The following is a 26,429-nucleotide window of genomic DNA, read 5'->3' as shown; positions in this document are numbered from 1 at the left end:
AACTCCTGAACGATTCCAAGCCGAAAGAGAAAGGGGCTGGGAGCCTAGAACCCTTCAGAAGGCCTATCAGTGGGTGCTCTCGTATTCGCTGGCCCAACCGTCAACGTATGCGGTCTTCACCGCATCCCATTTTCCGGTGCCCTGCACGTATTCGAGCATTGCACTGCCGACGCCGTCTCTCCACTGTTGGGAGGGCATGAACATTATGCCGTCCCAAGACACATCCTGCTTACCGGCGTCAGCCATCTCCTGATCGGCTTGGACAATCGGGTTCGACGACTTCATGTCACTGAACGACTTGAATGGCGTGACGAAGCCCATGTCATCGGTCATGGCCTTCTTACCCTTGTCACTGGTGATGACCCATTTGAGGAAGTCCTTGGTGGCTTGCTGGTCGGCTTCGGACACCTTGTTGTTGATGGCCCAGTAGTTGTCGCCAGAACCGGTCGCCAGCCCCTTTTCCTCTTCGCCGGGCAGACCCATGTAGATTGGGATGGTGCCAACCATGTCGGCTTTGACGCCTTCCTTCTGCAGGTCATTCCACGCCCAGGTTCCGTTCTGGTAGAAAACACCCTCACCGAGAGCGAATTCGGAGGTTGCATCATTACCGGTCTTAGCGCTCAGTTCAGTCGGAGAGACGGTGGAATCCTTCAAATACAGGTCGAACGTCTGCTTGAACTCCGGAAGATAAGTGCCCTTGATGGTCGCAGGCTGTTCAGTCACACCGTCCAACTCGTACGACAATGGGATGCCGGCCAACTGTTCCTTGAAACGCCAGTCGGAACTGGAGTCGAATCCGGCTGAGGTGAACGCACCTTTGACGCCAAGATCATCCTTATGCTCTTGAATCTCATCAGCGACGGTCTTCAACGCTTTGAACCCGACCAAATCGTCGATGCTCTTGATGGTCGACCAGTCCGCCTGGAAATACTTATTGAGCAGATCCTTGTTGTAGATCAACCCGTAGGATTCGATGACGAACGGGACGCCAAGGATTTCACCGTTATCGCCTTTCAGTGCAGTGCTCTGGTCTCGCAGCTGCTTATAGGGTTCGCTGTCTGACATGTCGGCTGTGTACTTCTTCCAGCGGGCCAAGCCCACATTGCCGGCCACCTGGAACAATGTCGGCGCATTGTCTTTCGCGATTTCGGATTTCAACGTCTGCTCATACGTGCCGGAGGCCGCGGTCTGCACGGTGGTTTCGATTCCGGTCTCCTTCTCATATTCTTTGGCCAACGCCTTCCACTGGTCGGAGGCTTCCGGCTTCAGATTCAGGTAATAGACACGACCCTTGTCGCTGTCACCACCCGTATCGGAGCCGCAGGCGGATACGCCGGCAATCATCATCAATGCAGCCGTTGCTGTGGCGATTATCTTGATTGTCTTGTTCATCATTGAACCTTCCTTTTGTTTTCCTCTTCATTGAGACAAAAAGCTCTTACATGACCTCATACGTGAAGGTCTTCAATCGGTCGAGCACGTATTCGCTTTCCTCCAGCCACGGCAAACCGACCGGGAATATGTGTCCCAGTGCTTCGCCTTTTGCTGGCCGGATATCATGTAGCTCAAAATCGACATGGTTACGCGCCAATGCGTCAGCCAGTGCAAGTGACTCATATTGAATAAAGTCATCGCTACTGGTTGTCAGGAACAATGGCGGCAGCTTACCGGTCAGATTCCTGAGCGAATAGATTTTCGAGCACTCGGCTGCATCGATGAACCGGCCGAACAACGGTTTGGCGAGAATGCGAAGCAAATCCGGCTCATTACCATCAATGATTGGAGTATCATCCACATACTCACTGAGATTGAATTTGCCGGACACCAAGGCACCAAACCTAAGATTCGTCTGCTCGAATCCCAGTTTTTCCTGATCCAGCAATTCTGGGTCGGATTGGATTGCAAGCGTATACAGGGATAGACAGCCTCCGGCGGAATCCCCGGTGATACCCATACGATTCGGGTCAATCGGGTACTCATCCGCATGATTCTGCAACCAGCCAATGGCCGCGTTCACGTCCTGCAATTGTCCGAGGAAATCGGCTTGTGGGTAAACGCGATAGCTGATGGAGACAACCGCGAATCCACGTCGGGCCAATGCGATGCAGAAGTTGCGGTTGAGTTCCTTGTAGCCGTAGACAAATCCGCCTCCGTGCACGTCGATGTAGACAGGCAAATTGTGAACGGCGAGCATTATTGCGTCATGTGGAATGTAGATGTCGAGTTGGTGGGCTCGGGTCCCATCGTCGATGTACGGGATGTTGGTGAATTTGTCGATATCATCGTCTGCACCGTCGTAATAGAGCATGCGGTTGCGGTCAGTTGTGCTGCAGTCGACGCGCATTTGCAGGATGACGTCGTGAATGTTCTTGGGAAGACCTTCCAAGTCTTCCTCGACCGGCGTCCATGCCTGGTATTCCTGCCGATTTTCAGCGGAGATTTCGACACTCATTGTCATCCTCCCTGTTGCGTTTACTTCGTTGTTTTCGCTTCAGATTGCTGCCAGTTTATATCCAGCGGAGTTTCTTTGCAAACGAAAACAATGTTCGGGCGTGGCGCGTTTTCATTGTGATTTAAAGTTTTTCTCAGTTTCGTTGCTGTTCTATCGATTTATTCATGTCTTATTTTGCAATCGTTTGTTTTCTGATGCCGACGACTCTTTCCAAAATGAATAATTACCAAACAGACTCATCGTTCACTCCTACTCTGCTGATGTAACGTTCTTGCCTAAGTTGAATTCTTTAACGTTCAAACCATGCCTAACGATGTGCCGATCGAGAAGCGGCGAATCCGGTGATTCGAATCTCATCACCTGCAATCACGACACACTCCGCACCGCACAGCGACTGACCGAACGAGAACGCAAGCTTGCCTATGCCACACTGCTGATGCTGCCCGGCGCACCATTCATCTACTATGGCGACGAACTCGGCATGCGCTACCGCCCTCTCCCCTCCAAGGAGGGCGGATACACCCGCACCGGCAGCCGCACCCCCATGCAATGGGATGACGGGGCCAACCTCGGCTTCTCCCAGGCAGCCGCCGAAGCGCTGTACCTGCCGGTGGACCCCGCCGAAGACGCGCCAACCGTTGAACGGGCCATGGCGAACAAGGATTCGCTATGGCATACCATCCGGTCGGTGCTTACGCTGCGTGCAGACGAACCGGCATTGCATGCGTACTCCGGTTTCGACGTGCTCCACGGCGAGGGCCGAGCATTCGCTTTCAGTCGATCCCGCGGGGATGAACGCATCGTCATCGCCGTCAATCCAGGGCGAGGCACCGAGCAAGTGCCAGTCGAAGGGCTGCAGGGCGAAACACTGTTCGCCATCGGCGGACCGACCTTCAATGCCGACGGAGGGATTATGCTTCCCGCGCAATCCTTCATCATGCTGAAATAACAGGATATTGCCTAAACAAGCGGCGGGGTCCATCCGGTTCCCAAAGGAATCGGATGGACCCCGCCGCTTGGTATCAGCTGTTGTCAGCTCACAGACTCTCGTTGTACTTGCGTACCTTCAGCGTGCGGCGAGAACCATCGAGGTTCTCGGTGATAATACGCTTGAATGCACGATCGGCGTCCGCATGCCCGGCCAACCAGGCCTCCCCCAGCTCCACCAGCTTGGCGGGATCGGCATAGGACGGGTACAGTCCTACCAGCAGCGCCTCGGCCATATGGTAGGTCTTGTTCTCCCATATCCAGTCGGCGACCTCGAAGTACCGCTCGGCATACGGATCGGCCAGATCGGCACGCGGCGTACCAGCGAAACCACCGGCGATGGATTCAAGCTGCATATTGGTCAGATCGGCATTATGCAAAGCCTGATCCCACGCCCATGCCTTGGCCTCGGCAGTGCCCGCAGTGGCGCGGGCGCCAAGCGCGAATTCACGGTTCTCGGTGGTCTCACGCTTCGCCAACTCGGCATCGATATATGCCTGGTCGATCGCGTTCACCTCGCTCAGGGCGCTGACGATGGTCCAACGCATGTTGTTGTCGATCTCAAGACCCTCAAGGGCGATGGACCCGTCAAGCAGTCCCTTGGCATTGGCCACGAACGCCTCATCGCCTTCCTTGCCGTACCCAAGGTATGCGGTGACCAGCTGGAACTGGTTGTCGGAGCCGGCCTCGGCATTGTTCGCCAACGACCACAGCTCATCGGCGACCTGCCTCAGCACCGCATCACGGGAAGCCGGAGCGACATAATGGTGCGCGGCAGTGCTCATGCAGGCCAACGCATAACGGAATGTGGTCGATTCGGTTTCGCTGGCCAGCAGGCGCAGCGTCATGGCGACGAAACGCTCGGCCGGGAACTCGCCGTCACGCGTCATATCCCAGAAGGCAAGCCAGATAACCGCGCGGGCCAGGGCGTCATCGAAACGCTGCAGATTATGCTCGGCGAAGGCAAGGCTCTCCTCGTCGAAACGGATCTTGGTATAGGTCAGGTCATCATCGTTGACCAGCAGCACCGCCGGGCGCTCCTTGCCGGCCACGCCTTCGACGACGGTGGTTTCGCCGTCCACATCCAGCTCGACACGATCGGTGCGCACGATCCTGCCAGTGGCCTTGTCCTCGTTGTAGAAGCCCAATGCCAGACGATGCGGGCGCAGCACCGGGTAGTCGGCTGGAGCGGTCTGGGTCAGGGTGACGCCGGTCAGCTTGCCGTCTTCGGATTCGACATGCGCGGCGATGGTGTTGATGCTGGACTCCTCCAGCCACTTGGCGCTCCATGCCTTCAGATCGCGACCGGATGTGATCTCGAGTTCGTCGAGCAGATCGGACAGCGTGGCGTTGGAATAGGCGTGCTTGTCGAGATAGCTGTGAATGCCTTCGAAGAACTTGTCACGACCGACATAGGCCACCAGCTGCTTAAGCACGGACGCGCCCTTGGCATAGGTGATGCCATCGAAGTTCACGTACGTATCGTTGAGATCGTTGATCGGGGCGACAATCGGATGCGTGGTGTGCAGCTGGTCCTGACGCAGACCCCAGCTCTTCTCGCCGGAGCAGAACGTGGCCCACGCGTCCTTCCATTCGGTGGCCTCGGCAGTGGCCAGGGTGGAGGTGAATTCGGCGAAGGACTCGTTGAGCCACAGATCGTTCCACCACTTCATGGTCACATAATCGCCGAACCACATGTGGGCAAGCTCATGCAGCACCGTGACCACACGGCGTTCCGCATAGGCATCGGTCACCTTGGACTCGAACACATACTGGTCGCGGATGGTGACCATGCCGATGTTCTCCATGGCGCCGGCATTGTATTCCGGCACGTAGATCTGGTCGTACTTGGCATACGGGTACGGCACACCCCAGGTCTTGGCATAGAAGGCGAAGCCCTTCTTAGTGATGTCGAACAGATAGTCGACATCCTTCTCGAATGCCTTGGCGAGCGCCTGACGGCAATACATGGCCATCGGCACGGTACGGCCGTCCTCGTTGCTGTATTCGGTATGCCATTCGGCATACGGACCGGCGCAGATGGCGGTGAGATAGGAGCTCATGACCGGAGTGCTTTCGAAGCTCCAGCGCTTCGTGCCCTCATTGGCATGATCGCCCATCGTGCCGTCCTGCGTGGTGCGGTCCAGCGTCTCGACCGAGCATACCGGCATATTGGACGTAACGATCCAGGACTGCGGGGCGACCACGGTGAAATCGAAAATGGCCTTCAGATCAGGCTGGTCGAACACCGTGTACACGCGGCGAGCATCCGGCACCTCGAACTGGGAGTACAGGTAGATGTTGCCGTCGGAAGGATCGACGGAACGGTGCAGACCCTCGCCGGTATTGGAATAACGGCATAGCGCCTTGACGACGACCTCGTTGTTCTCCTGAAGGCCGTCCAGCTCGATGCGGTCGTCGACAAACACCTTGGCCGGGTCGAGCGCAACGCCATTGAGCTCCACGGATTCAACCTCATCGGCGATAAGATCGAGGAACGTGGAGGAACCGGCCTTAGCCCCGAAGCTGATTCGGGTGACGCTACCGAAGGTCTTGCCTCCAACGGTCAGATCGAGATCGACGTAATAGTGGATGGGTGCTTCCACAATGGCCTTGCGCTCTTCGGCCTCAACACGGGTGAGGTTTGATCCGGGCATGCGACTCCTTTGTTATCTCTCTGTTCTGCGACTTATGCGCAGACGAAGCGGCATAACCGGATCGTCCGGTTATGCCGCTTCATTGCATTACTGACGTCTAGCTTACGTAGACCCCATGTCTTGCGCATTTCCCCTACCGAAGGAATACGCAAGAGAGGAAACGAAAAAGCGTCTTGACGCAGCATGCACTGCGCCAAGACGCGTAAACCCGCTATGGATACGGTATTACCTGTAGGATCAGTCGCGGCCGATCAGCATGGCGTCATCCACATCCGTGGCGATGTCGGCCACAACCGGCACGATCATCGGCTTGCGGTGCAGCTGGCGCGCAACCCAGCTGCCCAGGGTGCGACGCATGATCTGCTGCAGCTTGTGCGTGTCCTTCGCGCCCGTCATCATCGCATCGTTCAACTGTTCGATGATCTGATGACGCACCTTGTCGAATTCGCTTTCGTCTTCGGCCACGGCGTTCAGGTAGATCTTCGGACCGGACACCACCTCGCGGGCGTCGGTATCGACCACCACGAAGCTGGAGACGAAGCCCTCGGTACCGAGAATACGACGCTTCTCCAGCTCCTCATCGGTCAGTTCGCCGACCGAATCGCCATCAACGTACACGTAGCCGCACGGCACGGAACCGACGACCGCCGCCTTGCCGTGGTACAGGTCCACCACGTCGCCGTCCTCGGCAAGCACCACGTTCTGCGGATCGACACCGGTCTTGACGGCGATCAGGCCGTTGGCGACCAGGTGGCGGTTCTCACCGTGGATCGGCATGGCGCACTTCGGCTTGACGATGTTGTACATGTACAGCAGTTCGCCCTCATTGCAGTGGCCGGACACGTGCACGGCGGCGTTGTCGCGATTGACGACCTTCGCGCCGAGTTGCACCAGCTTGTTGATGACCTTGTACACGCCATGCTCGTTGCCCGGAATCAGGGAGCTGGCAAGAATGACGGTATCGAACTCGTTGATGTGGATGTCGCGGTGGTTGCCGTCGGCGATACGCCCAAGAGCGGCCATCGGCTCGCCCTGCGAACCGGTGCACATGTAGACGAGCTTGTCGTCCTGGATGTCGTTGGCCTGCTTGAGATCCACCACGGTGTCTTCGGGGATGTGCAGGTAGCCGAGATCCGCCGCGATGGACATGTTGCGTACCATCGAACGGCCGACGAATACCACCTTGCGACCGTACTTGTGCGCAGCGTCGACCACCTGCTGCACGCGGTGCACATGGCTGGAGAAGCTGGCGACGATGATCTTGCGCGTAGCCTGGGCGAACGCCTGGTCAAGAGCCGGACCGATGGAGGTCTCCGGCTTGACGAAGCCGGGAACCTCGGCGTTCGTGGAATCCATCATCAGCAGATCCACGCCCTTTTCGCCGATCTTGCCGAATTCGACCAGATCGGTGATGCGATGATCCAGCGGCAGCTGGTCAAGCTTGATATCGCCGGTATCGATCAGGGAGCCGGCCGGCGTCTTGACGTATACGGCCAACGCATCCGGAATGGAATGCGTGACGTTGATGAATTCAAGGTCGAACGGGCCGGCCTTGAGCTTGTCACGCCCGGTGACCTCGACCTTCGTCGGGTTGATGTGGTGCTCCTTGCACTTTGCCTCCGCAAAGGCAAGGGTGAGCTTGGAGCCGATCAGCGGGATATCCGGGCGAAGCCTAAGCAGGTACGGCACACCGCCGATATGATCCTCATGACCATGCGTAAGCACCAGCGCCTCGACCTCGTCGAGACGATCCTTGATATAGCTGAAATCGGGAAGAATCAGATCGACGCCGGGCTGCTCCTCCTCCGGGAAGAGCACACCGCAGTCGATGAGCAGCAGGTGGCCGTTGTATTCGACCACGTTCATGTTGCGCCCGATCTCGCCCAGACCGCCGAGTGGCGTGATGCGCATCGAGCCCTTGCGATACTTCGGCGGGGCGATCAGCACCGCGTCCTGCTGGGGCGCGGTGGCCTGCGGTGCGCTCTTCGTGTTGCGACCACGGGTTCTCGACGCAGCACCACGGCGAGAGGTGCTCTTCTGGGACTGCGTGTCGTTGCTCTTGCGCGACGCCGAACCGCGGCGACGCGTGCTTTTCGTTGCTTTCTTTTCTTGTGCCATACTGAGGGACTATTCCTTATTTATTGAAGTGCTCCCGTACTCTTACGGGAGCGACAGTTGGAATCGTCCGGCTGTGCACGGCGAAACTCGAGGGATTGCCTCACAGCAATCCGGCGGCTAGCATGCCCGCCTTCGCTTTCTCGAGCTGTGCAGCATCCGGACCGATATTCGGCAGACGCATGGTGGTGCTGTCCAGTACGCCGCGCACCTTCAACGCGGCCTTGGCCATAACGGCCTGATAGCCATCACCGTTCATGGAATGGACAAGCGGCGCAAGTCGATTGGCCAGACGCTGCGCCTCATGAATATCGCCACGATCGAACGCATCGACCAAATCGGCCATCGGGCCAGCGGCCACATGTGCGATCACGGAGATAATGCCCACCGCACCGATGGAGAGGAACGGCAGGAACAGGCCGTCATCGCCGGAATACCAGGCGAGCCCAGTACGCTGCTGCTTCTCAACGGCCGCGGCCAGATCGCCGGTGGCGTCCTTGACCGCCACAACATGATCCAACTCGGCGAGACGGTCATACGTCTCGACCTTGACTTTCAGACCGGTGCGGGAAGGCACGTCATATACGATGATCGGCTTATCCGTATTCTCGTCCACGGCCTTGTAGTGGCCGACAACACCGGCCTGGCTCGGACGGGAATAATACGGCATGACCACGAGCACCGCATCGGCGCCCGCCTCCTGGGTCTGTTCCACCATGCGCACGGTGTGTGCGGTGTCGTTGGAGCCTGCGCCGGAAATCACCGGCACATCCACGACTTCCTTGACCGCGCGAACGAGGTCAACCTTCTCATCCATGTGAGTGACAGGCGATTCACCGGTTGTGCCGTTGACGACCAAGCCGTCTGCGCCATCTGCGACAAGCTGCTTGGCCAGTTTCTGCGCCGCTTCGAAATCGACGTCGCCATTGGGCTTCATCGGGGTAATCATCGCAGGAAGGATACGGCCGAACGGAGCCGGGTTCAAAAGGTGCATGTCACTCTCACTCATAGTTGACACGGTACTTCCCGCCACGGACTCTTGAAACCGTTTCGAGCATAAAAGTCACATTATGGAAATGTTTGTCCAGTGTCGCATGTTTCCCAAGCCACCGACACTCACTGGCACCTCACCGTCGGTAGTTTTGGGAGAAACACAAACTACCGCCGCTCAGACATAGCTCACCGTCAACAGTTTGGGAGGGAGAGCCGGATAGGGACAGAACCGAAGAAAGAGCGGACACGAAAACCGGAGAACAAGCAGGACCAAAACCGAAGATAAGAGAATAAGACAACGCCGGAAATACGGAAGCAGGTGCGAAACCTGAGATAAGGGAACGGGTCCGAAACCTGAAATCAGGAGACGGACCCGAGACGGAAGAAGAATCGCGATCACAGATCAAGGAAATTATCGAGGCCGATGGTCAGACCGGCGGGAGCGTCGGCAGCGAGCTTGCGCACGGCCAGCAGCACGCCCGGCATGAAGGAACCGCGGTCGAAGCTGTCGGCGCGAATCGTCAGCTGTTCGCCGGCATTGCCGAACAGCACCTCCTCATGGGCGTTCAGGCCGCGCAGACGTACGGCGTGCACATGGATGCCGTCGACCACCTGCCCACGGGAGCCGCCATCGGTTTCGGTGTTGTCCGGCACTTCGCCCAGGCCGGCGGCCTTGCGCGCCTCGGCGATGCCGTGCGCGGTGTGGATGGCGGTGCCGGACGGTGCGTCCACCTTGTTCGGATGATGCAGTTCGATGACCTCGGCGGATTCGAAGTATTTGGCGGCCTTGGTGGCGAAATAGTCGGCGAGCACCGCGGAGATGGCGAAGTTCGGCGCGATGAACACCTTCTGCGTGTCGGGGCGCGGACCGTCCGCGATGGCCTTGCGTACCTGAGCGAGCTTCTCATCGGTCCAACCGGTGGTACCGACCACGATATCCACGCCCTGTGCGATCAGCGCGAGCACGTTGCCCAAGCTGACGGACGGCACGGTGAATTCCACGACCACATCGGTATTAGCCGGTTCGATGCGCGTAAGATCGTCGCCCGCATCGAGCGCGAGCGCCAGCTGCATGTCTTCCGCGCCGTTCACCGCGTCGACCACATGCGAGCCCATACGTCCTTTGGCACCTACGACCGAAACCTGAATCATGTTGTCTCCTTACCTATGCGAAGGGCGGGAACCTGCACATGGAAGGTTCCCGCCCGAATTCCCGTCATAATGCGTATGCGTCCGAGATTAGCCGCGTTTGCGGACGATGGCCCAGCCGAGCAATGCGAACGGAATCGAGCACAGCACGAAGACCCATGGCAGCATAAGGCTGGTATTCGGCGTGGCATGGTCGAGCACGATGCCGGTGATCATGGAGCCGAAGGACGCGCCCACGGTGCCCGCGGTGGAAACCCATGACAGGCCTTCGGTCAACGATTCCTCGGGCACGGTCTCCTTCATCACCAGATTGCCGGAGGCGAATACCGGGGAAATGGTCAGACCGGTCAGGATCTCCACCAGTCCCATGACGATCAGATTGCCCATGCAGGCGTGGATGATCACGAATCCGACGGTCATGGCGGACAGGAACATCACCATGTGCGCCCACCGTGACCCGCTAAGCTCCCGGGAGCCGAATGCGAGCGCACCGATGCATGAGCCAACCGCCAGCATGGCGAGCTGCACGCCGAGCACGGAATCGAGGTGCAGCGACTTCATCACGGCGGTCATGGAGGTGTCGAACGCGGTGAAGCTCATGTTGAAGACGACGAATACGAGCAGCAGCGGGATCACACCGGCATAGGTAAGCACGTTGCGTTTCTTCGCTGCGTCGCCGTTCTTCAGCTGCTGAAGACTGAGCCTGTCCGCGTTCGTGGCATGGAAGTTCCTGTCGCTTGCTTGAGCGGCGTCCACCTCGATGACATGGACCACGGGCGGCTGCGTGTTGTGCAGGGCGAAGAAGATGGTGCCGCCGATGGCGCTGGCTGCGGTCGGCACGAAGAGCTGCGAGACCGGGTGCACGGATGCCGCGAGGAATGCGGCGAGAATCGGCCCGAAGATGAACACGACCTCGTCGATGGCGGATTCCAATGCATAGGCAGTGTTGAGCAGCTCGTTGTTGCCGGTGCGGTCGAGCACATACGCCCAACGGGTGCGTACCAACGCCCCGAAGGAGAATTGGGTCAGTCCCATGACGATGGCCAATAGGAACAGCAGTGGGATGGGCACACGGACCAGAGCCGCGAATGCGAAGCCCAGCATGGCGACGATCTGCACGGCAAGTACGATCCTGCCGATCCTGCGCTGGCCGAACTTGTCGAACAGGCGCGCGTACAGCGGGGTGACGGCCGCAGTGGCAAGCACGTAGGCGGCACTCATGACGCCGGCGATCGTCCAATTGTCGTACAGGTGGTTCAGGGCGAGAATGATGCCCAACCCCATCATCGACATCGGCAGACGTGCCAATGCGCCCGACGCGCAGAACGCTTTTGCTCCGGGAATGGCGAACAATGCCGCGTACGGCGAGCATCGTTTGCCGGAAGTCTCCGGCTCACCGCCTGATCGGGTGCTCTGCGGCGTAGTTGTGGTGTCTGCCATCAGGCCTTCACCCGCCCACGGTAGATGAACATATCGCCGAACAACGGCTCTTTGCCGTCGACGACGGGCGTGCCCGCCAGCCGCTGCGCGATGCGTTCCAGCCCCTTGTGGTCGTAGAAGCTCACATCGCAATCGGAATCGGTATGCAGATAGAATGCATCCACGTCCCAGGCGGCCAGGTACCGCTGCATGCGATCCCAAAGCCCTCCTCCCACGCCGCAGCCGCGCACGTCAGGATTGACCACGAACAGTTCCAGTTCGCCCAGCGTGGTCTCGTTGGCCTTGCCTTCCCGTTCAAGATCGAGTTCCAGCGCGAACGCGTTCTTCAGCATGTCGAGACGTTTGGAGGCTTCGGGATTCGCGCGGATCATACGTTCGGTGACGGCCAGGTCGCCCGCGACACCGAGCTCATCAAACTGGGGACGTTCTCCGGCGACGCGGATGAGGGTGATGCCAGCGAGCGTGCCGTCAGCGGCGAATGCGGCGTTGGCGAATGTGGTCGGCTGCAGGTAGTGCAGCACGAAATACCGGGATATGAGCAGCGAGAACCTCGTACCCGCGAGCGCCCCATCCTGGGGCCAGGTGCGGTCGAACAGCTCGACCACGGCGTCCACATCCTTCCATGTGATGGGACGGTAGATGATGGTGTTCGGGTTGACGTCGGCAACTGTACCGGCGGATTTGGTTGCGTTGCTCGCAGCCATGGTGCACTCACTCCTTATTCGATGTTGCGTCCGGCACGTGCGCCCGCCCACACGTGCTGCGCGAGGGTAGCGGTCTTCCCGCAACGCGGCCCTCTGTGCGTTTCCCCTGAAGGCCTGCCATCCACATATGCGTGGCGGCTACGCTGCGTGTTCATACGGAATTCCGTAGCTCGACTCGGCAAGGGTCTTGTCTTGTCTGGCCTACGAACACTCGATTCGGTTCGAACAGGCACTTTCGATGCTAATGGAACGTGTCGATACCGCGGTTATCACGCCGCCTGCACGGCAAGCGCATCCCATCGGCTGTCGTTCGTCTCATCGATGTGGGGTTCAGTGGAATCGACGATCTGCGTGTGCAGCCGTTCCAACCGTTCGTCACGCGTCTTCGCGCCCAATTCGCATTCCCACACGTCGATGACGCGCCATCCGCTCTCCAGCAATTGCCGGTGTTGCCTGCAATCGCGTTCACGATTACGCATCAGCTTCGCGTTCCAGAATTCGACGTTGGATTTCGGCATCGTCTGTTTGCCGCAGCTTTCGTGCATATGCCAGAAGCATCCGTTCACGAAGACGATCACATGGTATTTGGGCAGCACAATGTCGGGGTGGCCTGGATAGCGTTTGTCGTTCTTGCGAAATCGCAGGCCCTGACGGAACAGGTAGCTGCGGACCAGCACTTCGATCGTAGTGTCTTTGCCTCGAATATGCGACATGGTGTAGCTGCGGGTGCCACGCTCGTATTTTTCGGTTTTGCCCGCTTTGCCACCTGTTCTGCCAGCCGACCGGCGGGTCGAGCGCCCGCTCCTCTTACCTGTGTTCCCGTTTGCCACGCCTACGAGTGTAGCCATGCCCATGCCACAGCTCCACGCCACCAAGTACCCTGAAAGGCATGAAGCTTACTGATATTTCTCCCGCAATCGCACTCACCCCTCTTGACGGCCGTTATCACAACGCCACCGCCCCGCTTGTCGAATATCTGAGCGAGCCTGCGCTCAACCGCGAACGCATGCGCGTGGAAGTGGAATGGATGATTCTGCTGGCCAATGGCTTCGAAGGCAACGGCAATCAGCCGATCGTCGACGGCGTCAAGCCGTTCACCGAGGCGGAGAAGGACTATCTGCGTTCCATCCCCGAGAACTTCGGCGCCGCGGGCATCGCACAGCATGCCGCGCACGAGGCGGTCACCCACCATGATGTGAAGGCCGTGGAATACTATATCGACGACCTCATCGACGCCGCCCCGGCAGAGTTCACCAATATCAACGAGCGTCTCAAGACCCTGGTGCATTTCGCCTGCACCTCCGAAGACATCAACAATCTTTCCACCGCACGCTGCGTCAAGAACGCCATGGAACAGGTGTGGACCCCGGCGTTCAAGGAGATCATCGACCACCTCGCCGAAAAGGCCGAGGAGAACAAGGACAAGGCGCTGCTGTCCCTGACCCACGGCCAGCCGGCCACCCCGACCACGCTCGGCAAGGAACTCGCCGTATACGTGTACCGACTGAACCGTCAGCTCAAGCACATCGAAAGCCAGGAGTATCTGGGCAAGATCAACGGCGCAACCGGCACCTTCGGCGCCCACCTGGCCGCATGCCCGAATGTGGATTGGATCGCGGTCTCCCGCGAGTTCGTGGAGAACCGCATGGGCCTGACCTGGAACCCGCTGACCACACAGATCGAAAGCCACGACTGGCAGGCCGAACTGTATTCCACCGTCTCCCACGCCAACCGCATCATGCATAACCTGTGCGTGGACGTGTGGATGTACATCTCCCGCGGCGTGTTTGCGCAGATTCCGGTGAAGGGCGCAACCGGTTCGTCCACCATGCCGCACAAGGTGAACCCGATCCGTTTCGAGAACGCCGAAGCGAACTTCGAGATCTCCTGTTCCCTGCTCGACACGCTGTCCGCCACACTGGTGGAATCCCGTTGGCAGCGAGACCTGACCGACTCCACCACCCAGCGCAACATCGGTTCCGCGCTCGGCTACAGCCAGCTGGCCCTGTACAACCTGATGGGCGGCCTGAAGTCCATTCATCCGAACGATATCGTCATCGAACGTGAGCTTGACACCAACTGGGAAGTGCTCGGCGAGCCGATTCAGACCGCCATGCGCGCCTGCGAGCTCAAGGGTCTGCCGGGCATGGAGAAGCCTTATGAAAAGGTCAAGGAGCTTATGCGCGGTCATGAGATCAGCAAGGAAGCCGTCGAAGCGTTCATCGACCAGCAGTCCTTCGACGACGAAACCGCGGCACGACTCAAGGCTTTGACCCCCGCCACCTACACCGGTTGGGCCAACAAGCTGGTCGCCTTCGACCGCTAAGCCTATGTGCAATGGCCGATGTTGATGGCGATCTTCCGGTCGTCGTCAACATCGGCCATCCATTTTTCTTCCGCAACCATAGTCATAGTCAGGAACTGCACGCATGACGGATAGGACGGACATGCATATCGATGACGTTGCCCCCAAACGCACCCATGATTTCGGCGATTTGACACGTGCCGCGCTATCACTCGTCGGCGCGGTCATAGTCATGGTGTTCGCCGTGTACATGGGCGGTATCACCAGCGGCGTGGAGTCCGACGTACACACCGCGGCACAGGCCATCAACTGGCTTGCCGACATTCCCTCCTCCGTATTGCAGCAGCTTGCCACCGTCATCATCGTCGTGACCGTGCTCATCCAGCTGATGCTCGCCCGCGAATGGCTTGTCACACTTACCGCCATCACCGGCATGCTCGCCGGATATCTTGCGGCTTGGGGACTGTCCATACTGATATGCACAACGAATAGGATGCTCGCGATTTCGGTGGTTTCCGCCACTACGCTGTTGGACTCGGGACTGCTGCCGGGCATCTATACCGCCATGGCGGCTTTCCTGACCACGGCCGGCCCGCGCCGCATCCGATCGTCGGTGAAATGGGGATGGAACATCCTGTATGCCACGGCCGCGCTTATGGTGATGCTGTCCTGGCATTCGGTCAGCGGCGTGCTGGTGGCGTTCTTCGCCGGCAGGGCGCTTGGCATGATCATCCGCTTCGCGGTCGGCACGCGCAGCACCGGCATCTGGGGCGAGGAACTGGTGAACGCGCTGCAGGACATCGGTCTCGATGTCGCCACACTGACACGCAATCAGGAACTGCATGCCCGCGTTCGTTCGCTCAACGCATCGCTGGACGACGACCTGGTGGAGGGATCCCGCATCTACGATATGCGCACCACAAGCGGCAAACGATATGTGGTTTCCGTACTCGACGCGCAAACGCACACCGCCGGCTATCTCAAGCAATTGTGGGATTGGCTGCGTTTCACCGGCATCGCCACCCGCCGAGACCGCAACGTCTGCGACACCGTGCAGCATCATTTCGCCATGCTGCTGGCCCTGAGCGCGGCCGGCCTTCCCGCCATGGCGCCGTATGGCGTGGCGGACACCGAGGAATCGGCGGTTCTGGTGCTTGACGCGCACACCGGTGAACGCCCGACGAATCTGAACATTCTCACCCGCGACGACGCCGTCGAGTACATGCGTTTTCTGGATGTGGCGAATAGGCGCGGCTATACGCATCGTCGTATCACGCCCGATACACTTGCCCGGCTGGATGGCGGCATTCCCGTTATCGCAGGCTGGCATAACGGTGACAGCGGATCGTCAGGCGCCAATATCGCACTTGACAAAGTGCAGCTGCTCGCCCTGCTCGCGGCGCTGATCGGCGTGGACGACGCCTTAAGCGCCGCCCGCGAGGTCTGGGGTGAGCAAACGCTTCTGCAGATCGCCCCCTTCCTGCAGAAAGTCGCCATCCCCTCCCCCACCCGCGCCCTGGACTCCTGGGACAAGCAGCTGCTGAAGACACTGCAGACCTCCATCACCGCCATGGCCGACGACGAGCAGAACGATGTTCCCGAATCGGTGACGCTGGCACGATTCTCCTGGCGATCCATGCTGACCATGCTGCTGGTCATCGTCGCCGTGGTCGTAGTGTTCACCCAGCTCAAGCCGGAAGAGATTGTCGCCGCATTGCGTAACGCCAATCCCACCATGGCTCTGATATGCCTTGCGTTCGGCTTGTGCAGCTGGATCGGCTCGTCGGTTTCACTGGGTGCGCTGGTCGAACGCGGCAAACGCCGCCCGCTTGGCATATTCATGAGCCAGGTGGCGGGCGGCTTCGCCACGGTATCGATGCCGGCCGGCGTGGGTCCGGCCTTCGTGAACCTGCAGTTCCTGCGCAAATCCGGTTACCGGAATACGACCGCCACCGCCATTATGAGCGCGGTGATGGCCGTTTATTATCTTGCGTACTTCATGCTGCTGATCGCCATCGGACTGTTTACCGGCAAGCACACGTTGTCCGGTACGATACCCACGAACACCCTGGTGATCGTGCTGGGTGCCGTCGGCGCGGTGCTGGCCATCGCCATGATGATCCCGCCGTTGCGCCACATGATCATGCAACAGCTTGTGCCTGTAGCGAAAAAATATTTCACCCAACTACTCAACGTGCTGAATCAACCGGCCGAGCTCGCCGTCAGCATCTGCGGCGGACTCGTACAGAACATCACCACCGGACTGGCGTTCTGGTCGGCATTGCTCGCGTTCGGCGTGCATATGAACCCCGTCGAGACGATTTTCGTGTTCATGCTCGCCTACGCGCTCGGCTCCGCCGTCCCCACCCCGGGCGGTCTTGGAGGCGTCGAAGCGGCGCTTACCTTCGCATTCGTCGCAGTAGGCGTACCCCAGGGCGTGGCGTTGTCGGCCACGCTGCTGCATCGCGTGGTGTTCTACTGGCTGCGCATACCGCTGGGAGCATTGGCCATGCAATGGCTGAACCGGCATAATCTCGTCTAGCGTCGTCCTTGATTCGTTCCAATATGCCGAACTTGTCACACAAGTCCCACATTTTTGCCCAAAACGGGGAGAAAACACGGAAAAACGTTGTCATAATGCGGTATTTGGCGGGTTCGTGCGCTAATATCTTACATGTCACAAACGGATGCGCTCCTGGCGGAGTCATCCCCGGATAAAGAAGGACACTTATGGCATACAACAAGTCTGATCTCGTCTCGAAGATTGCTCAGAAGTCCAACCTGACCAAGGCTCAGGCTGAAGCTGCCGTCAATGCTTTCCAGGATGTGTTCGTCGAGGCTATGAAGTCCGGCGAAGGCCTGAAGCTGACCGGTCTGTTCTCCGCTGAGCGTGTCAAGCGTGCCGCTCGTACCGGCCGCAACCCGCGCACCGGCGAGACCATCGAGATCCCGGCCACCTACGGCGTGCGTATCTCCGCTGGCTCCCTGCTGAAGAAGGCCGTCACCGAGAAGTGATCTCTCAGCGCATATAGCTGCATATACGGAAAGCCCCGACCACTGATGGTCGGGGCTTTCTTGGTTATGCTCGTGCATTCACTTATCCGCCCTAACAGTGCCGTTCCCGAACTGCGGACTCCTATTCATCGACGGGCAATGCGGCCATCAATGCCTTGAAATCCGGCGTGGGAGCTGTGCTGAAGGGGTCAAGCAGCACCGCTTCGCGCCGTACGGGACTGGTCAGCGTGAACGTGGTCCAATCACAGGAATACTGCGCGTTCGCCCGTTGCGCGGCGTCGATGAACATTCCACGCAACGCGGCGCGGGTGCCCTGCGGAGCACGGTCGACGGCCTGATCGGCACGCCGCCGTTCGACGATCTCACGCAGCTGCCCGTGGGCGACAAGCGAATCATACAACCGCCCGTTGGCCACATCATGGTATTCCAATTCAAGCCGTTGCAAGCCGGCATGCGAAATCCGCGGGTCACGGCGACGCATGGCCTGGGCAAGACGATATTTCATCGCCCAGTCCACACGATCCGCCAACACGGCGATATTCCCCTGCTCCAATGCGTTCAACGCCCACTGCCAGGCGTCAAGAACCTCTTCTGGCGATGTCTGCGGCAGGCCTGCTGCGATACTCTCGCCATGATTGCGCACAAACGCTTCAACCACGTCGAAATACCGCCGCTGAATCTGCAACGCCGTAAGCTGCGATTCATCGCCGTTCGACTCATTGCCACCGCCTACCGTAAGGCATGCCTGACGATCGTCAAGAAAACGACTCACCGTACGATTCGCCGCCGCGGCATCCGCCAGAGCAAGCCCCTCGAACCCGGAAGGAACACCGCGGCGTACCGCATCCTCGATAACGCATAGCACCAGATGCGTGGTGGCGAGCTTCACCCACGTTGCCCACTGGGAACGATTGGAATCGCCAATAATCACATGAAGACGACGGTAGGATTCGGGATCGGCATGCGCCTCATCCCGCGTGTTGATCATCGGACGTGCACGCGTCGTGGCGGACGAGACAGCCTCATCAAGGAAATCGGCGCGTTGCGTGATCTGAAAGCCCGACTCGGCGAACCTGCCGGCCCCCGTATACAACTGCCGGGTGATGAGGAAGGGCAACAGCTGATCCTCGATCAGTTCAAGCTTGACGAATCGGCGTACCAGATAATTCTCATGGCAGCCGAACGCATGCCCCGCGGAATCGACGTTGTTCTTGAACACATGGATCGTGGCGCGATCACCATGGCCGGCACGCAGACGCTGCTGCGCCCCGCCGGCCAGATGCCGCATAATGCGCTCCCCTGCCAGATCCTGCAGCAACGCATCCTTGGGATCGAGCGCTTCGGCAGTGGCATATTCGGGGTGGGAGCCTACATCCAGATACAGCCGCGACCCATTGGTCAGATATGTGTTGGTGGAACGCGCCTTCGACACAACCGGCTGGAACATCGTCATGGCCACCTGCCCCGCATCCACGGCATGATCGGCGCCGGTGACGGATACGCCGTATTCGGTTTCGATACCGAAGATACGGCCGAAATCATTACGCATTCCCGTATCGGCATGCATGGCGCGGGTGCTGCTGTCACGCAGCTGAGGCATTATTCGCCGCCTTTTTGCACAAAGCTGGAAACATAGTCTTCGGCGCTGGTCTCCAACGTCGAGGCGATATCGTCCAGCACGGAATCGAGTACGTCGAAATCCTCATTCTGCTGGGCATCGACGCTTGCCGCCGTCTGCTCCTCGTCGGCGGACCGGCTGGCTTCCTGCCGCTGCTGCTGGAATTGCTGAGGCATAATCGTCACGCTCCTTGCTGTTGGATGAGAATGGGCTTGAGTTCGCGGTCGATCAGGCCGTTGGTGCATACGATGTCGTTGTTCTGACGCCAGTGGATGTCGCCGCCGTCCCAACGGTGCAACGCCCCCTGTGCCTCCCATACCACCACTGCGGCGGCGGAAATGGCCGGCACGTCCCATTCATGAAGTTCCGGCTCGAAGTACGCGTCATAGGTGCCGTCGGCAACCTTGCACAAATCAAGCGATGCGGGGCCGACACGCTTGACGTCGGCGGGATGGTGATCGGCCAACGCGCCCACCGTGCCCAGTGCACGATTCGATTCGCCGGGCATATAGGACATGCCGAAGCTCACTACGGCACCATCCAGTGTGGGGGTGACGGAGGGAACGACCTTCTCGCGCTTCTCGCCCAGTTGGGTGTTACGAATGCGCACCGCGCCACCGCCACGCACCGCCACATAGGTCTCCCCCAACGCCGGCGCATGGACGATACCGAGAATCGGCTGGGCCGAGCCGAACTCGTTGAATTCGAACAGGGAGACGGTGATGGCCCATTCGCTCATATTGCGCAGGTAGTTGATCGCGCCGTCAAGTTTGCCGACGCACCAATAGCGCTGCCACGGACGGCTCTCCGCCGGGCGCGTCTGCCAGAAACCGTCGAAATGCTCGATATCCGCAAGCCTGCCGGAAACATACCGCAGCAAACGCCCGTCGACGTCTCCGACGAAACACCGACCGTCCTCACCTCGCGTGGGGACGGTGCCGTGTGAATTCAACTGATCCTGCAACGCATGGACTCCGGCGGCCTTAACCGCCTCGACGACCTTCATCGCCAGTTCTCGTAGATTCTCTTGTGTCATAGTGTCTCATTCTAACTACGCCCGGCGATTGCATCGAGCGCCTGAGCCGCGCTATTCGCCTGTTCCAGCAGCTGCGCGGTTTCAGCCTGCGTAAAGCGCAGCGGATCGGACATGTCGAGGGAAACCAGATCACATTGCCTGAACCCCGTGGACTGCGCGGCCGAGGCATTGCCATATGTCGCATCAAGCTCGTTACGCAGCGAATCCGCCGTACGCACGGTGATATGCGACCAACTGGCCGCCACGATCTCGGCAGGGAAACGCCTCACGAGTTCGGCACGCAGCCAGGCACGCGTGGTCTGCGGCGCCGCGGATGCGGCTTGGTCGAGCTGCTGGTCGGTGACCATGCGTTCGGTTTGCGATTCGACCTTGGTGTAGATGGAGCGAACCGGATCGAGCGCCGCCCAGCTCAGGTCGATGGCCGCCAATCGTGGATCGTTCCATGCGGCGTTGCCGAGCCTGCGCCGCATCTTTTCCAACAGCTGCCATTTGAGCAGCCATTCGATGCGCCCGGCCTCATCGCGCATGGCGAGACGCTCGCCTGCGCTGGCGTGGCGGATCGCAGCAGTATCGGAGAGCGCCTGCCCCCACATGGCCATGATATTGCGCGTCTGGCGGTCCTCCCATGCCGGTTCGCCCGCGGTGTCGGTGCCGAGCACGATCGCCGCTACCGCATATACTGCGGCCCGCAACCGCACCTGCATCTGCCATGCGGTGGTGGTTCCGCCCTGTTCCAAGGCGAGTTCGGCGTTCAGGCTCAGATCATGCGATACCGTGTGCATGGCTCCGACCGGATCGGCAAGACGCAGCCCCTCGATAAGCCCGCGCATGTCGAAGTCCGCCTCTTCGGCATGCTCAAGCGCCCACAGCAGCATGCTGGTGGCACCGAGTTTGAGCGCCTGCGGCGTCTCCATGCGATTGGCATCGCCCACGATCACATGGAGCCTGCGGTATTCGCCGGTGGAATGCGATTCGTCGCGCGTGTTGATGATGGGACGGTCGAACGTCGTTTGCAGGCCGATTTTGGCGTGAATGTAGTCGGCACGTTGGCTGAGCTGATACCCTGCGGTCTCACTGTGCTCGCCTATGCCGACGCGCCCCGACCCGGCCCAGATCTGACGTGAGACGAAATGGGCGGTCATCAGCCCCGCCACATCGTCGAACGGTACGGATCGGCGCATCATATAGTTCTCATGCGTGCCCCAGCTGGCGCCTTTGCCGTCGACATTATTGCGATGCAGCACTACTGTATGGCCGGTGATGTGGCTGGCCTGGCGGGCGGCGGCAAGCATGAGCCGGTCGCCGGCATGGTCGTAGGCCACGGTTTCGAACGGGTCGATGGTTTCCGGCGCGGAATATTCCGGGTGCGCGTGGTCGACGTAGATGCGCCCGCCGTTGGGAGCGATGACATTGGTGATATTGAGCTGCGGGGCGTCGGTAAGCATATCCGGTCTGGCCGCGGCTCGATCGAGACGTGTGCCGCGCGCATCGTTGACCGGGTCCTCCTGCCGGTAATCCCAGCGGATATGCCGTTGTTCGGCGCTGGCCGCGGCCCCCACCACGTCGAATGACAATTGCACGGGCTGGTAATGCGACGTGCCGGCCTGCGAGACCGCGTACTCCGTTTCCGTGCCCATCACACGCAACACACTCATAGTCGTTCCTCCTGGCTTATGTTTGGTTCCACCTGCTGCACGCGTCATTCCGTTTGCGCGGCAACGGGGCGGATGGCGACGATGCTTCCCGTTTCGAACCCGTTGACGCGGCTCCACTGCTCCGGGTCGCTGTCCAGCAGCGAATCGCGGGTTTCGGCGAATTCGTCCTCGACCGCCAAGGCGAGCAGATCGGCGTTCAGCGCAACCTGCCTGCCCGTACCGATCGAGGCTTTGACCGCACGTGTCTTGGCTCGATCGACGATGTTCTTCAGACTTGCGCCGGACACCACATCGGCAAGGAACAGACCTCGCCAATGCCCGTTCATGTCACGCACCTCCGCAAGCTGGCGTCGCAATGTTCTGGACATGATATCGTGCACGAGAACGCTGGCGAGCGCGGAGGCATCCATTCCCTGCTGCAATGGCAGATCGTCGGTAAGGTAGTGCCGTACGATCGCCACCGCCGATTCCGCGGATGGCCTGTCGATGCGAATCTTCACGTCCAACCGTCCGGCACGCAATACGGCCGGATCGATCATGTCCACACGGTTCGAGGCGCCGATCACCATTACGTTGTCCAAGGATTCCACGCCGTCAAGCTCGGTGAGGAACTGCGGCACGATCGTGGTCTCCACATCGGACGAGACACCAGATCCGCGTGTTCGCAGCAGCGAATCCATTTCGTCGATGAACACCACCACCGGGCGGCCGTCCGCCGCACGTTCGCGGGCTCGCGCAAAGATCAGACGAATCAGGCGTTCCGATTCGCCCACATATTTGTTCAAGAGCTCCGGCCCCTTGACGGAGAGGAACACGCCGCCGCCCGCACCGGATTCCTCGGCCAACGCATGCGCCACGGCTTTGGCGATCAGCGTCTTGCCGTTGCCCGGAGGCCCGTACAACAGCACGCCCTTCGGCGCACGCAGATGGTAGCGGTTGAACAGCTCCCGATGCGTGAACGGCAGTTGCACCGCATCGCGGATACGCTCGATCTGGCTGTCAAGGCCGCCGATGTCCGCGAACGTGACATCCGGCACCTCTTCAAGCACCAGGTCGAGATCATCCTCCTGAGGCAGCACCGCCACCGCCAGGCGCGCAGATGGATCCACAACGACACGCTGGCCGTTGGCCAAGTGCATCACGGCCAATTCGGAGGAGCGGCGCACCACGCTCAGGGAGCCGCTGGCATCGGAGACGAGCAGTCTACCGTCATCGAACACCTGGGCGATGGTACGTACCATGCCCACGGTATCGGCTCCGCGCTGATCGACCACCACCATCGACTCGTTCAAGAGCACGGTACTGCCGGCCGCCAAACGCGCCGCATTGAAGTTGGCCGCGACCGGCACGATCATACGTCGCGTGCCGGCGATCACCTCGGCGGAAGCATGCTGAACGCCGTATTCGTCGGTACGGCATGAATCGACACGCACCATGGTGGCGAAGGTCATGGGCGGCTGGGCAAGCTGGGCGAGCTGGGCGCGGGCCTTGTTCAGCTCCTTGCCCGCACGATTCAGCGCCTCGGCCAACGCATGGTTCTTGGCCATCAGCTGGTCGTTCGCCTGCGCGAGCGCTTCGGCGGATTCGCGTGGAGCATCCGCATTCCGTTCAACCATGAGCACACCTTTCCGTCAAATGCCAGCACCGCCTGCCATGAGTCGTTGCATCCGCTGCTCTCTACAGTTCTCTACAGTAAGGCCTTCAGTCGTTCTCCACCCGTGTTTGTCCCAGCGTTTTTCCACAATCGAAAGCATGACTGCACCCGTTTCACCCGTTCGTACCGTATCCGACGCGCCATCGCTGAGCCGCCCAGGCCTATTGGTGATGGATGTCGATTCCACGTTGATCGACGAGGAAGTGATCGACGAATTGGGTGAGGCCGCAGGTTGCGGCGAACGCATCGCCGCGGTGACCGAGCGTGCGATGCGCGGCGAATTGGATTTTCGCGAGGCGTTGCGTGCGCGCGTGGCATTGCTGAAGGGGCTGCCGGTTCGCGTATTCGACGAGGTGTACCAGCGTATTCATTTCACCAATGGCGCCCACGAGCTCATCGATACGTTGCACGCTCATGGATGGCATGTCGGCGTGGTATCGGGCGGTTTCCACGAAGTGGTGGACCGTTTGGCGGACGATGCGCATATCGACTATCGGCTGGCGAACCGTTTGGAGGTCCGCGACGGCCTGCTGACCGGCAATGTGCTGGGTGAGATCGTGACCAAACAGGTGAAGCTGGATTCCCTGCATGCGTGGGCGGACGAGCTGGGATTGCCGATGAGCCAGACCGTGGCCATGGGCGACGGGGCGAACGACATCCCAATGATCATGGAGGCCGGTCTTGGCATCGCGTTCTGCGCCAAACCCAAGACGCGCGACGCGGCTCCCGCTGCGATTACCACGCGCGACCTGCGTCTGGTGCTTGATTTTCTCCGATAAACGCTGGTCTACCATCCCAGGCCACGCCTGACGCCTCTATTGTGTTCGGCCGGCGGTCCGGCATTGCCTGACCGCCGGCCGAACACGATACGGAACGCGTAGAAGCGCCTGCTGGGGTGAACGAATCGGCGACCTTAGCCAAGATAGGCGTCGTCGGCCAGACGCGCGCCACGCGCCCAGTCGGCGGCACGCATGGCCTTCTTGCCCTGGGCCTTGACCTCGAGCAGTTCCAACGGCGTACTGCCGGTACCCATCCATACGTTCTTCTTGCCTGTCAGCAGCCTGCCCGGCTCCAACGCCGACGGCACATTGGGGCGCTGCATATCCGCAGGCTGCGCACGCAGCACATGCAGCGTAATCGACTCGGACGCGTCGCCGGAAGCATGCAGGTTCATCCAGGCACCCGGATTGGGGGTGCATGCCCGAATCTGACGGTCGATCGACTCGACCGCATCATGTACCGCAACATGCGCATCCTCAACGCTGATCTTATGCGCGTATTCGGCCTGCTCATGGGCTTGCGGAACGAATCGTGCGGTGCCGTCGCCGACCCTGGCCAACGCATCCACATACATCGGCGCGCCTTCGAGCGCCAAACGATCAAGCAGCTCGCCGGAGGTTTCCCGGCCGGTCAGCGCAACGCTCATCGAAGCGATCACCGGGCCGTCGTCCAATCCCTCCCCCACTTTGAACACGTCCGCGCCGGTAGTGGCATCGCCGGCCCAAATGGCACGCTGCACGGGGGCTGCGCCACGCCACTTCGGCAAATTGGAAAAATGCAGGTTGTACCAGCCTAACGGCACCGCGTCAAGCACAGCTTTGGGCAGAATATTGCCGTAGGCGATCACCGCCGCGATATCGGCCTGCACACCGGCGAGCGCATCAAGGAATTCCTGGCTGCGCGGCTTGTCGGTGAATACAGGGATCCCGAGTTCGACGGCGGCGGCCTTCACCGGGCTCGGTGCAAGCTTGCGGCCACGGCCGGTAGGCGCGTCCGGGCGGGTGAGTACGCCCACCACCTCGAAACGCGGATCAGCGGCGAATGCGCGCAGCGACGGCACGGCAACGTCGGGGGTTCCCGCAAACAGCAGTCTCAATGTCATGATGCCTCCTTGATTCCTTTCCGATACAGCTATTGGACGTCGGGGATGCCGACGCCGTTCGAGATAAGCAGCTCGCGCAGCTTCACCGGGTCACGGAACCGGATGCCACGGATGCCTACGGCATTCGCGCCCACGATGTTCATCGCCTTGTCGTCCACGAACACCGCACCTTGAGCGCCGATGCCGAACTCCTCAAGCGCCTTTCTGTAGATCGCGCTGTCTGGCTTGCGAAGACGCACATACCCCGATACCACTTTGCCGTCCAACTGTCGCAGGATCGGCGTGGTGCGCTCCGCGATCGGGAACAGCTCCTTCTCCCAGTTCGACAGTCCCCACACACCGATGCCGGCCGCCTTCAGATCATTGAGCAGCACACGGGCGCCTGGCACGACACCTGTCAGGGAATCCTCGAAATTCTCCAAATAGTATGCAAGAATGTCGGCCCATTTATCGCCATGGGTCCGGCGCATCCAGGCAATGCCCTCCTGTGGCGTGGCACCGGCATCCATACGGTCGTTGGCGTCGTAGAAACCCGAAATGTCGTTGTCGAGGAACTGTTCGATGGTCGCCGCGCTGTAGCGGGGAATCAGCACCGCCGCAGGATCCCAGTACAGCAGCACATTGCCGAAGTCGAAAATCACATCGGTAATCGGCTTGCCCGCATTCGCGGCAGCTTCGCCTTGCGCCATCATCGTGTCATATTCCATGTCGGGCTCTCCGGGCCAACCTTTCATCATCCGCTCCTTGCCTCGTGGCTTTCGTTCCTA

At 60.0% G+C, this 26,429-nt stretch carries 21 protein-coding genes; 5 read left to right on the top strand and 16 right to left on the bottom strand.

What is annotated here, in order from left to right; genetic code table 11:
• Nucleotides 1-66 precede the first annotated feature (66 nt).
• Together BBAG_RS02440 and BBAG_RS02435 are read right to left on the bottom strand one after the other, a co-directional pair.
• The gene (locus BBAG_RS02440) at nt 67-1,395 is read right to left on the bottom strand and encodes an ABC transporter substrate-binding protein (RefSeq protein WP_003825759.1); all 1,329 of its coding nucleotides are present in this window, start codon (nt 1,393-1,395) and stop codon (nt 67-69) included.
• Nucleotides 1,396-1,438: 43 nt separating this feature from the next.
• Entirely contained in the window at nt 1,439-2,452 is a 1,014-nt protein-coding gene (locus BBAG_RS02435; RefSeq protein WP_152595314.1) for an alpha/beta hydrolase, read from the bottom strand.
• A 313-nt stretch (nt 2,453-2,765) separates the two neighbouring features.
• Here BBAG_RS02435 and BBAG_RS02430 point away from each other — a divergent pair, with 313 nt between their 5' ends.
• Nucleotides 2,766-3,401, top strand: a complete 636-nt coding sequence (locus tag BBAG_RS02430; RefSeq protein ID WP_050754768.1) for an alpha-amylase family glycosyl hydrolase — start codon at nt 2,766-2,768, stop codon at nt 3,399-3,401.
• An 88-nt stretch (nt 3,402-3,489) separates the two neighbouring features.
• Here the strand turns inward: BBAG_RS02430 and pepN are convergent, their stop codons facing one another.
• The 7 genes from pepN to BBAG_RS02395 form a co-directional block, all read right to left on the bottom strand.
• Complete coding sequence (gene pepN, locus BBAG_RS02425; protein WP_003825756.1) at nt 3,490-6,096, bottom strand: aminopeptidase N; 2,607 nt, start codon at nt 6,094-6,096, stop codon at nt 3,490-3,492.
• Nucleotides 6,097-6,333: 237 nt separating this feature from the next.
• Nucleotides 6,334-8,214 (bottom strand): ribonuclease J, encoded by a 1,881-nt coding sequence (locus BBAG_RS02420; protein WP_003825754.1) that lies wholly within the window; start codon nt 8,212-8,214, stop codon nt 6,334-6,336.
• A gap of 100 nt (nt 8,215-8,314) precedes the next feature.
• On the bottom strand, nt 8,315-9,220 hold the full coding sequence (dapA, locus tag BBAG_RS02415; protein WP_003825753.1) for a 4-hydroxy-tetrahydrodipicolinate synthase: 906 nt from the start codon (nt 9,218-9,220) through the stop codon (nt 8,315-8,317).
• A 380-nt stretch (nt 9,221-9,600) separates the two neighbouring features.
• The gene (gene dapB, locus BBAG_RS02410) at nt 9,601-10,356 is read right to left on the bottom strand and encodes a 4-hydroxy-tetrahydrodipicolinate reductase (protein WP_003825752.1); all 756 of its coding nucleotides are present in this window, start codon (nt 10,354-10,356) and stop codon (nt 9,601-9,603) included.
• A gap of 87 nt (nt 10,357-10,443) precedes the next feature.
• On the bottom strand, nt 10,444-11,793 hold the full coding sequence (locus BBAG_RS02405; protein WP_033508575.1) for an MFS transporter: 1,350 nt from the start codon (nt 11,791-11,793) through the stop codon (nt 10,444-10,446).
• Complete coding sequence (locus BBAG_RS02400; protein WP_003825750.1) at nt 11,793-12,497, bottom strand: GNAT family N-acetyltransferase; 705 nt, start codon at nt 12,495-12,497, stop codon at nt 11,793-11,795. The genes BBAG_RS02405 and BBAG_RS02400 overlap by 1 nt, the downstream gene beginning before the upstream one ends.
• A 269-nt stretch (nt 12,498-12,766) precedes the next feature.
• Nucleotides 12,767-13,327 carry a very short patch repair endonuclease gene (locus tag BBAG_RS02395; protein ID WP_272944772.1) on the bottom strand — a complete coding sequence of 187 codons (561 nt, stop codon included), beginning with the start codon at nt 13,325-13,327 and terminating at the stop codon, nt 12,767-12,769.
• 59 nt (nt 13,328-13,386) lie between these two features.
• Here BBAG_RS02395 and purB point away from each other — a divergent pair, with 59 nt between their 5' ends.
• The 3 genes from purB to BBAG_RS02380 all read left to right on the top strand — a co-directional run bounded on the left by purB (nt 13,387) and on the right by BBAG_RS02380 (nt 17,817).
• A complete protein-coding gene (gene purB, locus BBAG_RS02390; protein ID WP_003825748.1) occupies nt 13,387-14,823 on the top strand; it encodes an adenylosuccinate lyase in 1,437 nt (478 codons plus the stop codon).
• Nucleotides 14,824-14,926: 103 nt separating this feature from the next.
• Entirely contained in the window at nt 14,927-17,344 is a 2,418-nt protein-coding gene (locus BBAG_RS02385) for a lysylphosphatidylglycerol synthase transmembrane domain-containing protein (protein WP_003825747.1), read from the top strand.
• 188 nt (nt 17,345-17,532) lie between these two features.
• Nucleotides 17,533-17,817, top strand: a complete 285-nt coding sequence (locus tag BBAG_RS02380) for an HU family DNA-binding protein (RefSeq protein WP_003825746.1) — start codon at nt 17,533-17,535, stop codon at nt 17,815-17,817.
• Nucleotides 17,818-17,938: 121 nt separating this feature from the next.
• On the opposite strand, the gene pafA is transcribed toward BBAG_RS02380, so the two are convergent.
• The 5 genes from pafA to arc are packed head-to-tail and all read right to left on the bottom strand — an operon-like array spanning nt 17,939 to nt 23,742.
• The gene (gene pafA / locus BBAG_RS02375) at nt 17,939-19,417 is read right to left on the bottom strand and encodes a Pup--protein ligase (protein ID WP_003825745.1); all 1,479 of its coding nucleotides are present in this window, start codon (nt 19,415-19,417) and stop codon (nt 17,939-17,941) included.
• Entirely contained in the window at nt 19,417-19,620 is a 204-nt protein-coding gene (locus tag BBAG_RS02370; RefSeq protein ID WP_003825744.1) for a ubiquitin-like protein Pup, read from the bottom strand. The genes pafA and BBAG_RS02370 overlap by 1 nt, the downstream gene beginning before the upstream one ends.
• Complete coding sequence (locus BBAG_RS02365) at nt 19,617-20,471, bottom strand: inositol monophosphatase family protein (RefSeq protein WP_003825743.1); 855 nt, start codon at nt 20,469-20,471, stop codon at nt 19,617-19,619. Before BBAG_RS02365 ends, BBAG_RS02370 begins: the two co-directional genes overlap by 4 nt.
• An 11-nt stretch (nt 20,472-20,482) precedes the next feature.
• A complete protein-coding gene (gene dop / locus BBAG_RS02360; RefSeq protein WP_003825742.1) occupies nt 20,483-22,126 on the bottom strand; it encodes a depupylase/deamidase Dop in 1,644 nt (547 codons plus the stop codon).
• 44 nt (nt 22,127-22,170) lie between these two features.
• A complete protein-coding gene (arc, locus tag BBAG_RS02355; protein WP_003825741.1) occupies nt 22,171-23,742 on the bottom strand; it encodes a proteasome ATPase in 1,572 nt (523 codons plus the stop codon).
• A gap of 136 nt (nt 23,743-23,878) precedes the next feature.
• Here arc and serB point away from each other — a divergent pair, with 136 nt between their 5' ends.
• Entirely contained in the window at nt 23,879-24,559 is a 681-nt protein-coding gene (gene serB / locus BBAG_RS02350; RefSeq protein ID WP_033508571.1) for a phosphoserine phosphatase SerB, read from the top strand.
• 134 nt (nt 24,560-24,693) lie between these two features.
• On the opposite strand, the gene fmt is transcribed toward serB, so the two are convergent.
• Together fmt and BBAG_RS02340 are read right to left on the bottom strand one after the other, a co-directional pair.
• The gene (gene fmt, locus BBAG_RS02345) at nt 24,694-25,662 is read right to left on the bottom strand and encodes a methionyl-tRNA formyltransferase (protein WP_003825739.1); all 969 of its coding nucleotides are present in this window, start codon (nt 25,660-25,662) and stop codon (nt 24,694-24,696) included.
• Nucleotides 25,663-25,691: 29 nt separating this feature from the next.
• Complete coding sequence (locus BBAG_RS02340) at nt 25,692-26,396, bottom strand: HAD family hydrolase (RefSeq protein ID WP_033508639.1); 705 nt, start codon at nt 26,394-26,396, stop codon at nt 25,692-25,694.
• Nucleotides 26,397-26,429: the final 33 nt, after the last annotated feature.

Source organism: Bifidobacterium angulatum DSM 20098 = JCM 7096 (genome assembly GCF_001025155.1).
GTDB classification, from domain to species: domain Bacteria; phylum Actinomycetota; class Actinomycetes; order Actinomycetales; family Bifidobacteriaceae; genus Bifidobacterium; species Bifidobacterium angulatum.
Note: the sequence above shows the minus strand (reverse complement) of the source record. Positions and strands in the feature narration are given on the sequence as shown.

Excerpts from the sequence above, each read along its gene's own strand:
- dapB (WP_003825752.1), bottom strand. The coding sequence starts at position 10,356 with ATGATTCAGGTTTCGGTCGTAGGTGCCAAAGGACGTATGGGCTCGCAT.
- BBAG_RS02440 (WP_003825759.1), bottom strand. The coding sequence starts at position 1,395 with ATGATGAACAAGACAATCAAGATAATCGCCACAGCAACGGCTGCATTG.
- BBAG_RS02400 (WP_003825750.1), bottom strand. The coding sequence starts at position 12,497 with ATGGCTGCGAGCAACGCAACCAAATCCGCCGGTACAGTTGCCGACGTC.
- BBAG_RS02435 (WP_152595314.1), bottom strand. The coding sequence starts at position 2,452 with ATGAGTGTCGAAATCTCCGCTGAAAATCGGCAGGAATACCAGGCATGG.
- fmt (WP_003825739.1), bottom strand. The coding sequence starts at position 25,662 with ATGACATTGAGACTGCTGTTTGCGGGAACCCCCGACGTTGCCGTGCCG.
- pafA (WP_003825745.1), bottom strand. The coding sequence starts at position 19,417 with ATGCCTCAGCTGCGTGACAGCAGCACCCGCGCCATGCATGCCGATACG.
- purB (WP_003825748.1), top strand. The coding sequence starts at position 13,387 with ATGAAGCTTACTGATATTTCTCCCGCAATCGCACTCACCCCTCTTGAC.
- BBAG_RS02340 (WP_033508639.1), bottom strand. The coding sequence starts at position 26,396 with ATGAAAGGTTGGCCCGGAGAGCCCGACATGGAATATGACACGATGATG.
- BBAG_RS02380 (WP_003825746.1), top strand. The coding sequence starts at position 17,533 with ATGGCATACAACAAGTCTGATCTCGTCTCGAAGATTGCTCAGAAGTCC.
- BBAG_RS02430 (WP_050754768.1), top strand. The coding sequence starts at position 2,766 with ATGTGCCGATCGAGAAGCGGCGAATCCGGTGATTCGAATCTCATCACC.
- dapA (WP_003825753.1), bottom strand. The coding sequence starts at position 9,220 with ATGAGTGAGAGTGACATGCACCTTTTGAACCCGGCTCCGTTCGGCCGT.
- BBAG_RS02365 (WP_003825743.1), bottom strand. The coding sequence starts at position 20,471 with ATGACACAAGAGAATCTACGAGAACTGGCGATGAAGGTCGTCGAGGCG.
- BBAG_RS02405 (WP_033508575.1), bottom strand. The coding sequence starts at position 11,793 with ATGGCAGACACCACAACTACGCCGCAGAGCACCCGATCAGGCGGTGAG.
- dop (WP_003825742.1), bottom strand. The coding sequence starts at position 22,126 with ATGAGTGTGTTGCGTGTGATGGGCACGGAAACGGAGTACGCGGTCTCG.
- BBAG_RS02385 (WP_003825747.1), top strand. The coding sequence starts at position 14,927 with ATGACGGATAGGACGGACATGCATATCGATGACGTTGCCCCCAAACGC.
- pepN (WP_003825756.1), bottom strand. The coding sequence starts at position 6,096 with ATGCCCGGATCAAACCTCACCCGTGTTGAGGCCGAAGAGCGCAAGGCC.
- BBAG_RS02420 (WP_003825754.1), bottom strand. The coding sequence starts at position 8,214 with ATGGCACAAGAAAAGAAAGCAACGAAAAGCACGCGTCGCCGCGGTTCG.
- arc (WP_003825741.1), bottom strand. The coding sequence starts at position 23,742 with ATGGTTGAACGGAATGCGGATGCTCCACGCGAATCCGCCGAAGCGCTC.
- serB (WP_033508571.1), top strand. The coding sequence starts at position 23,879 with ATGACTGCACCCGTTTCACCCGTTCGTACCGTATCCGACGCGCCATCG.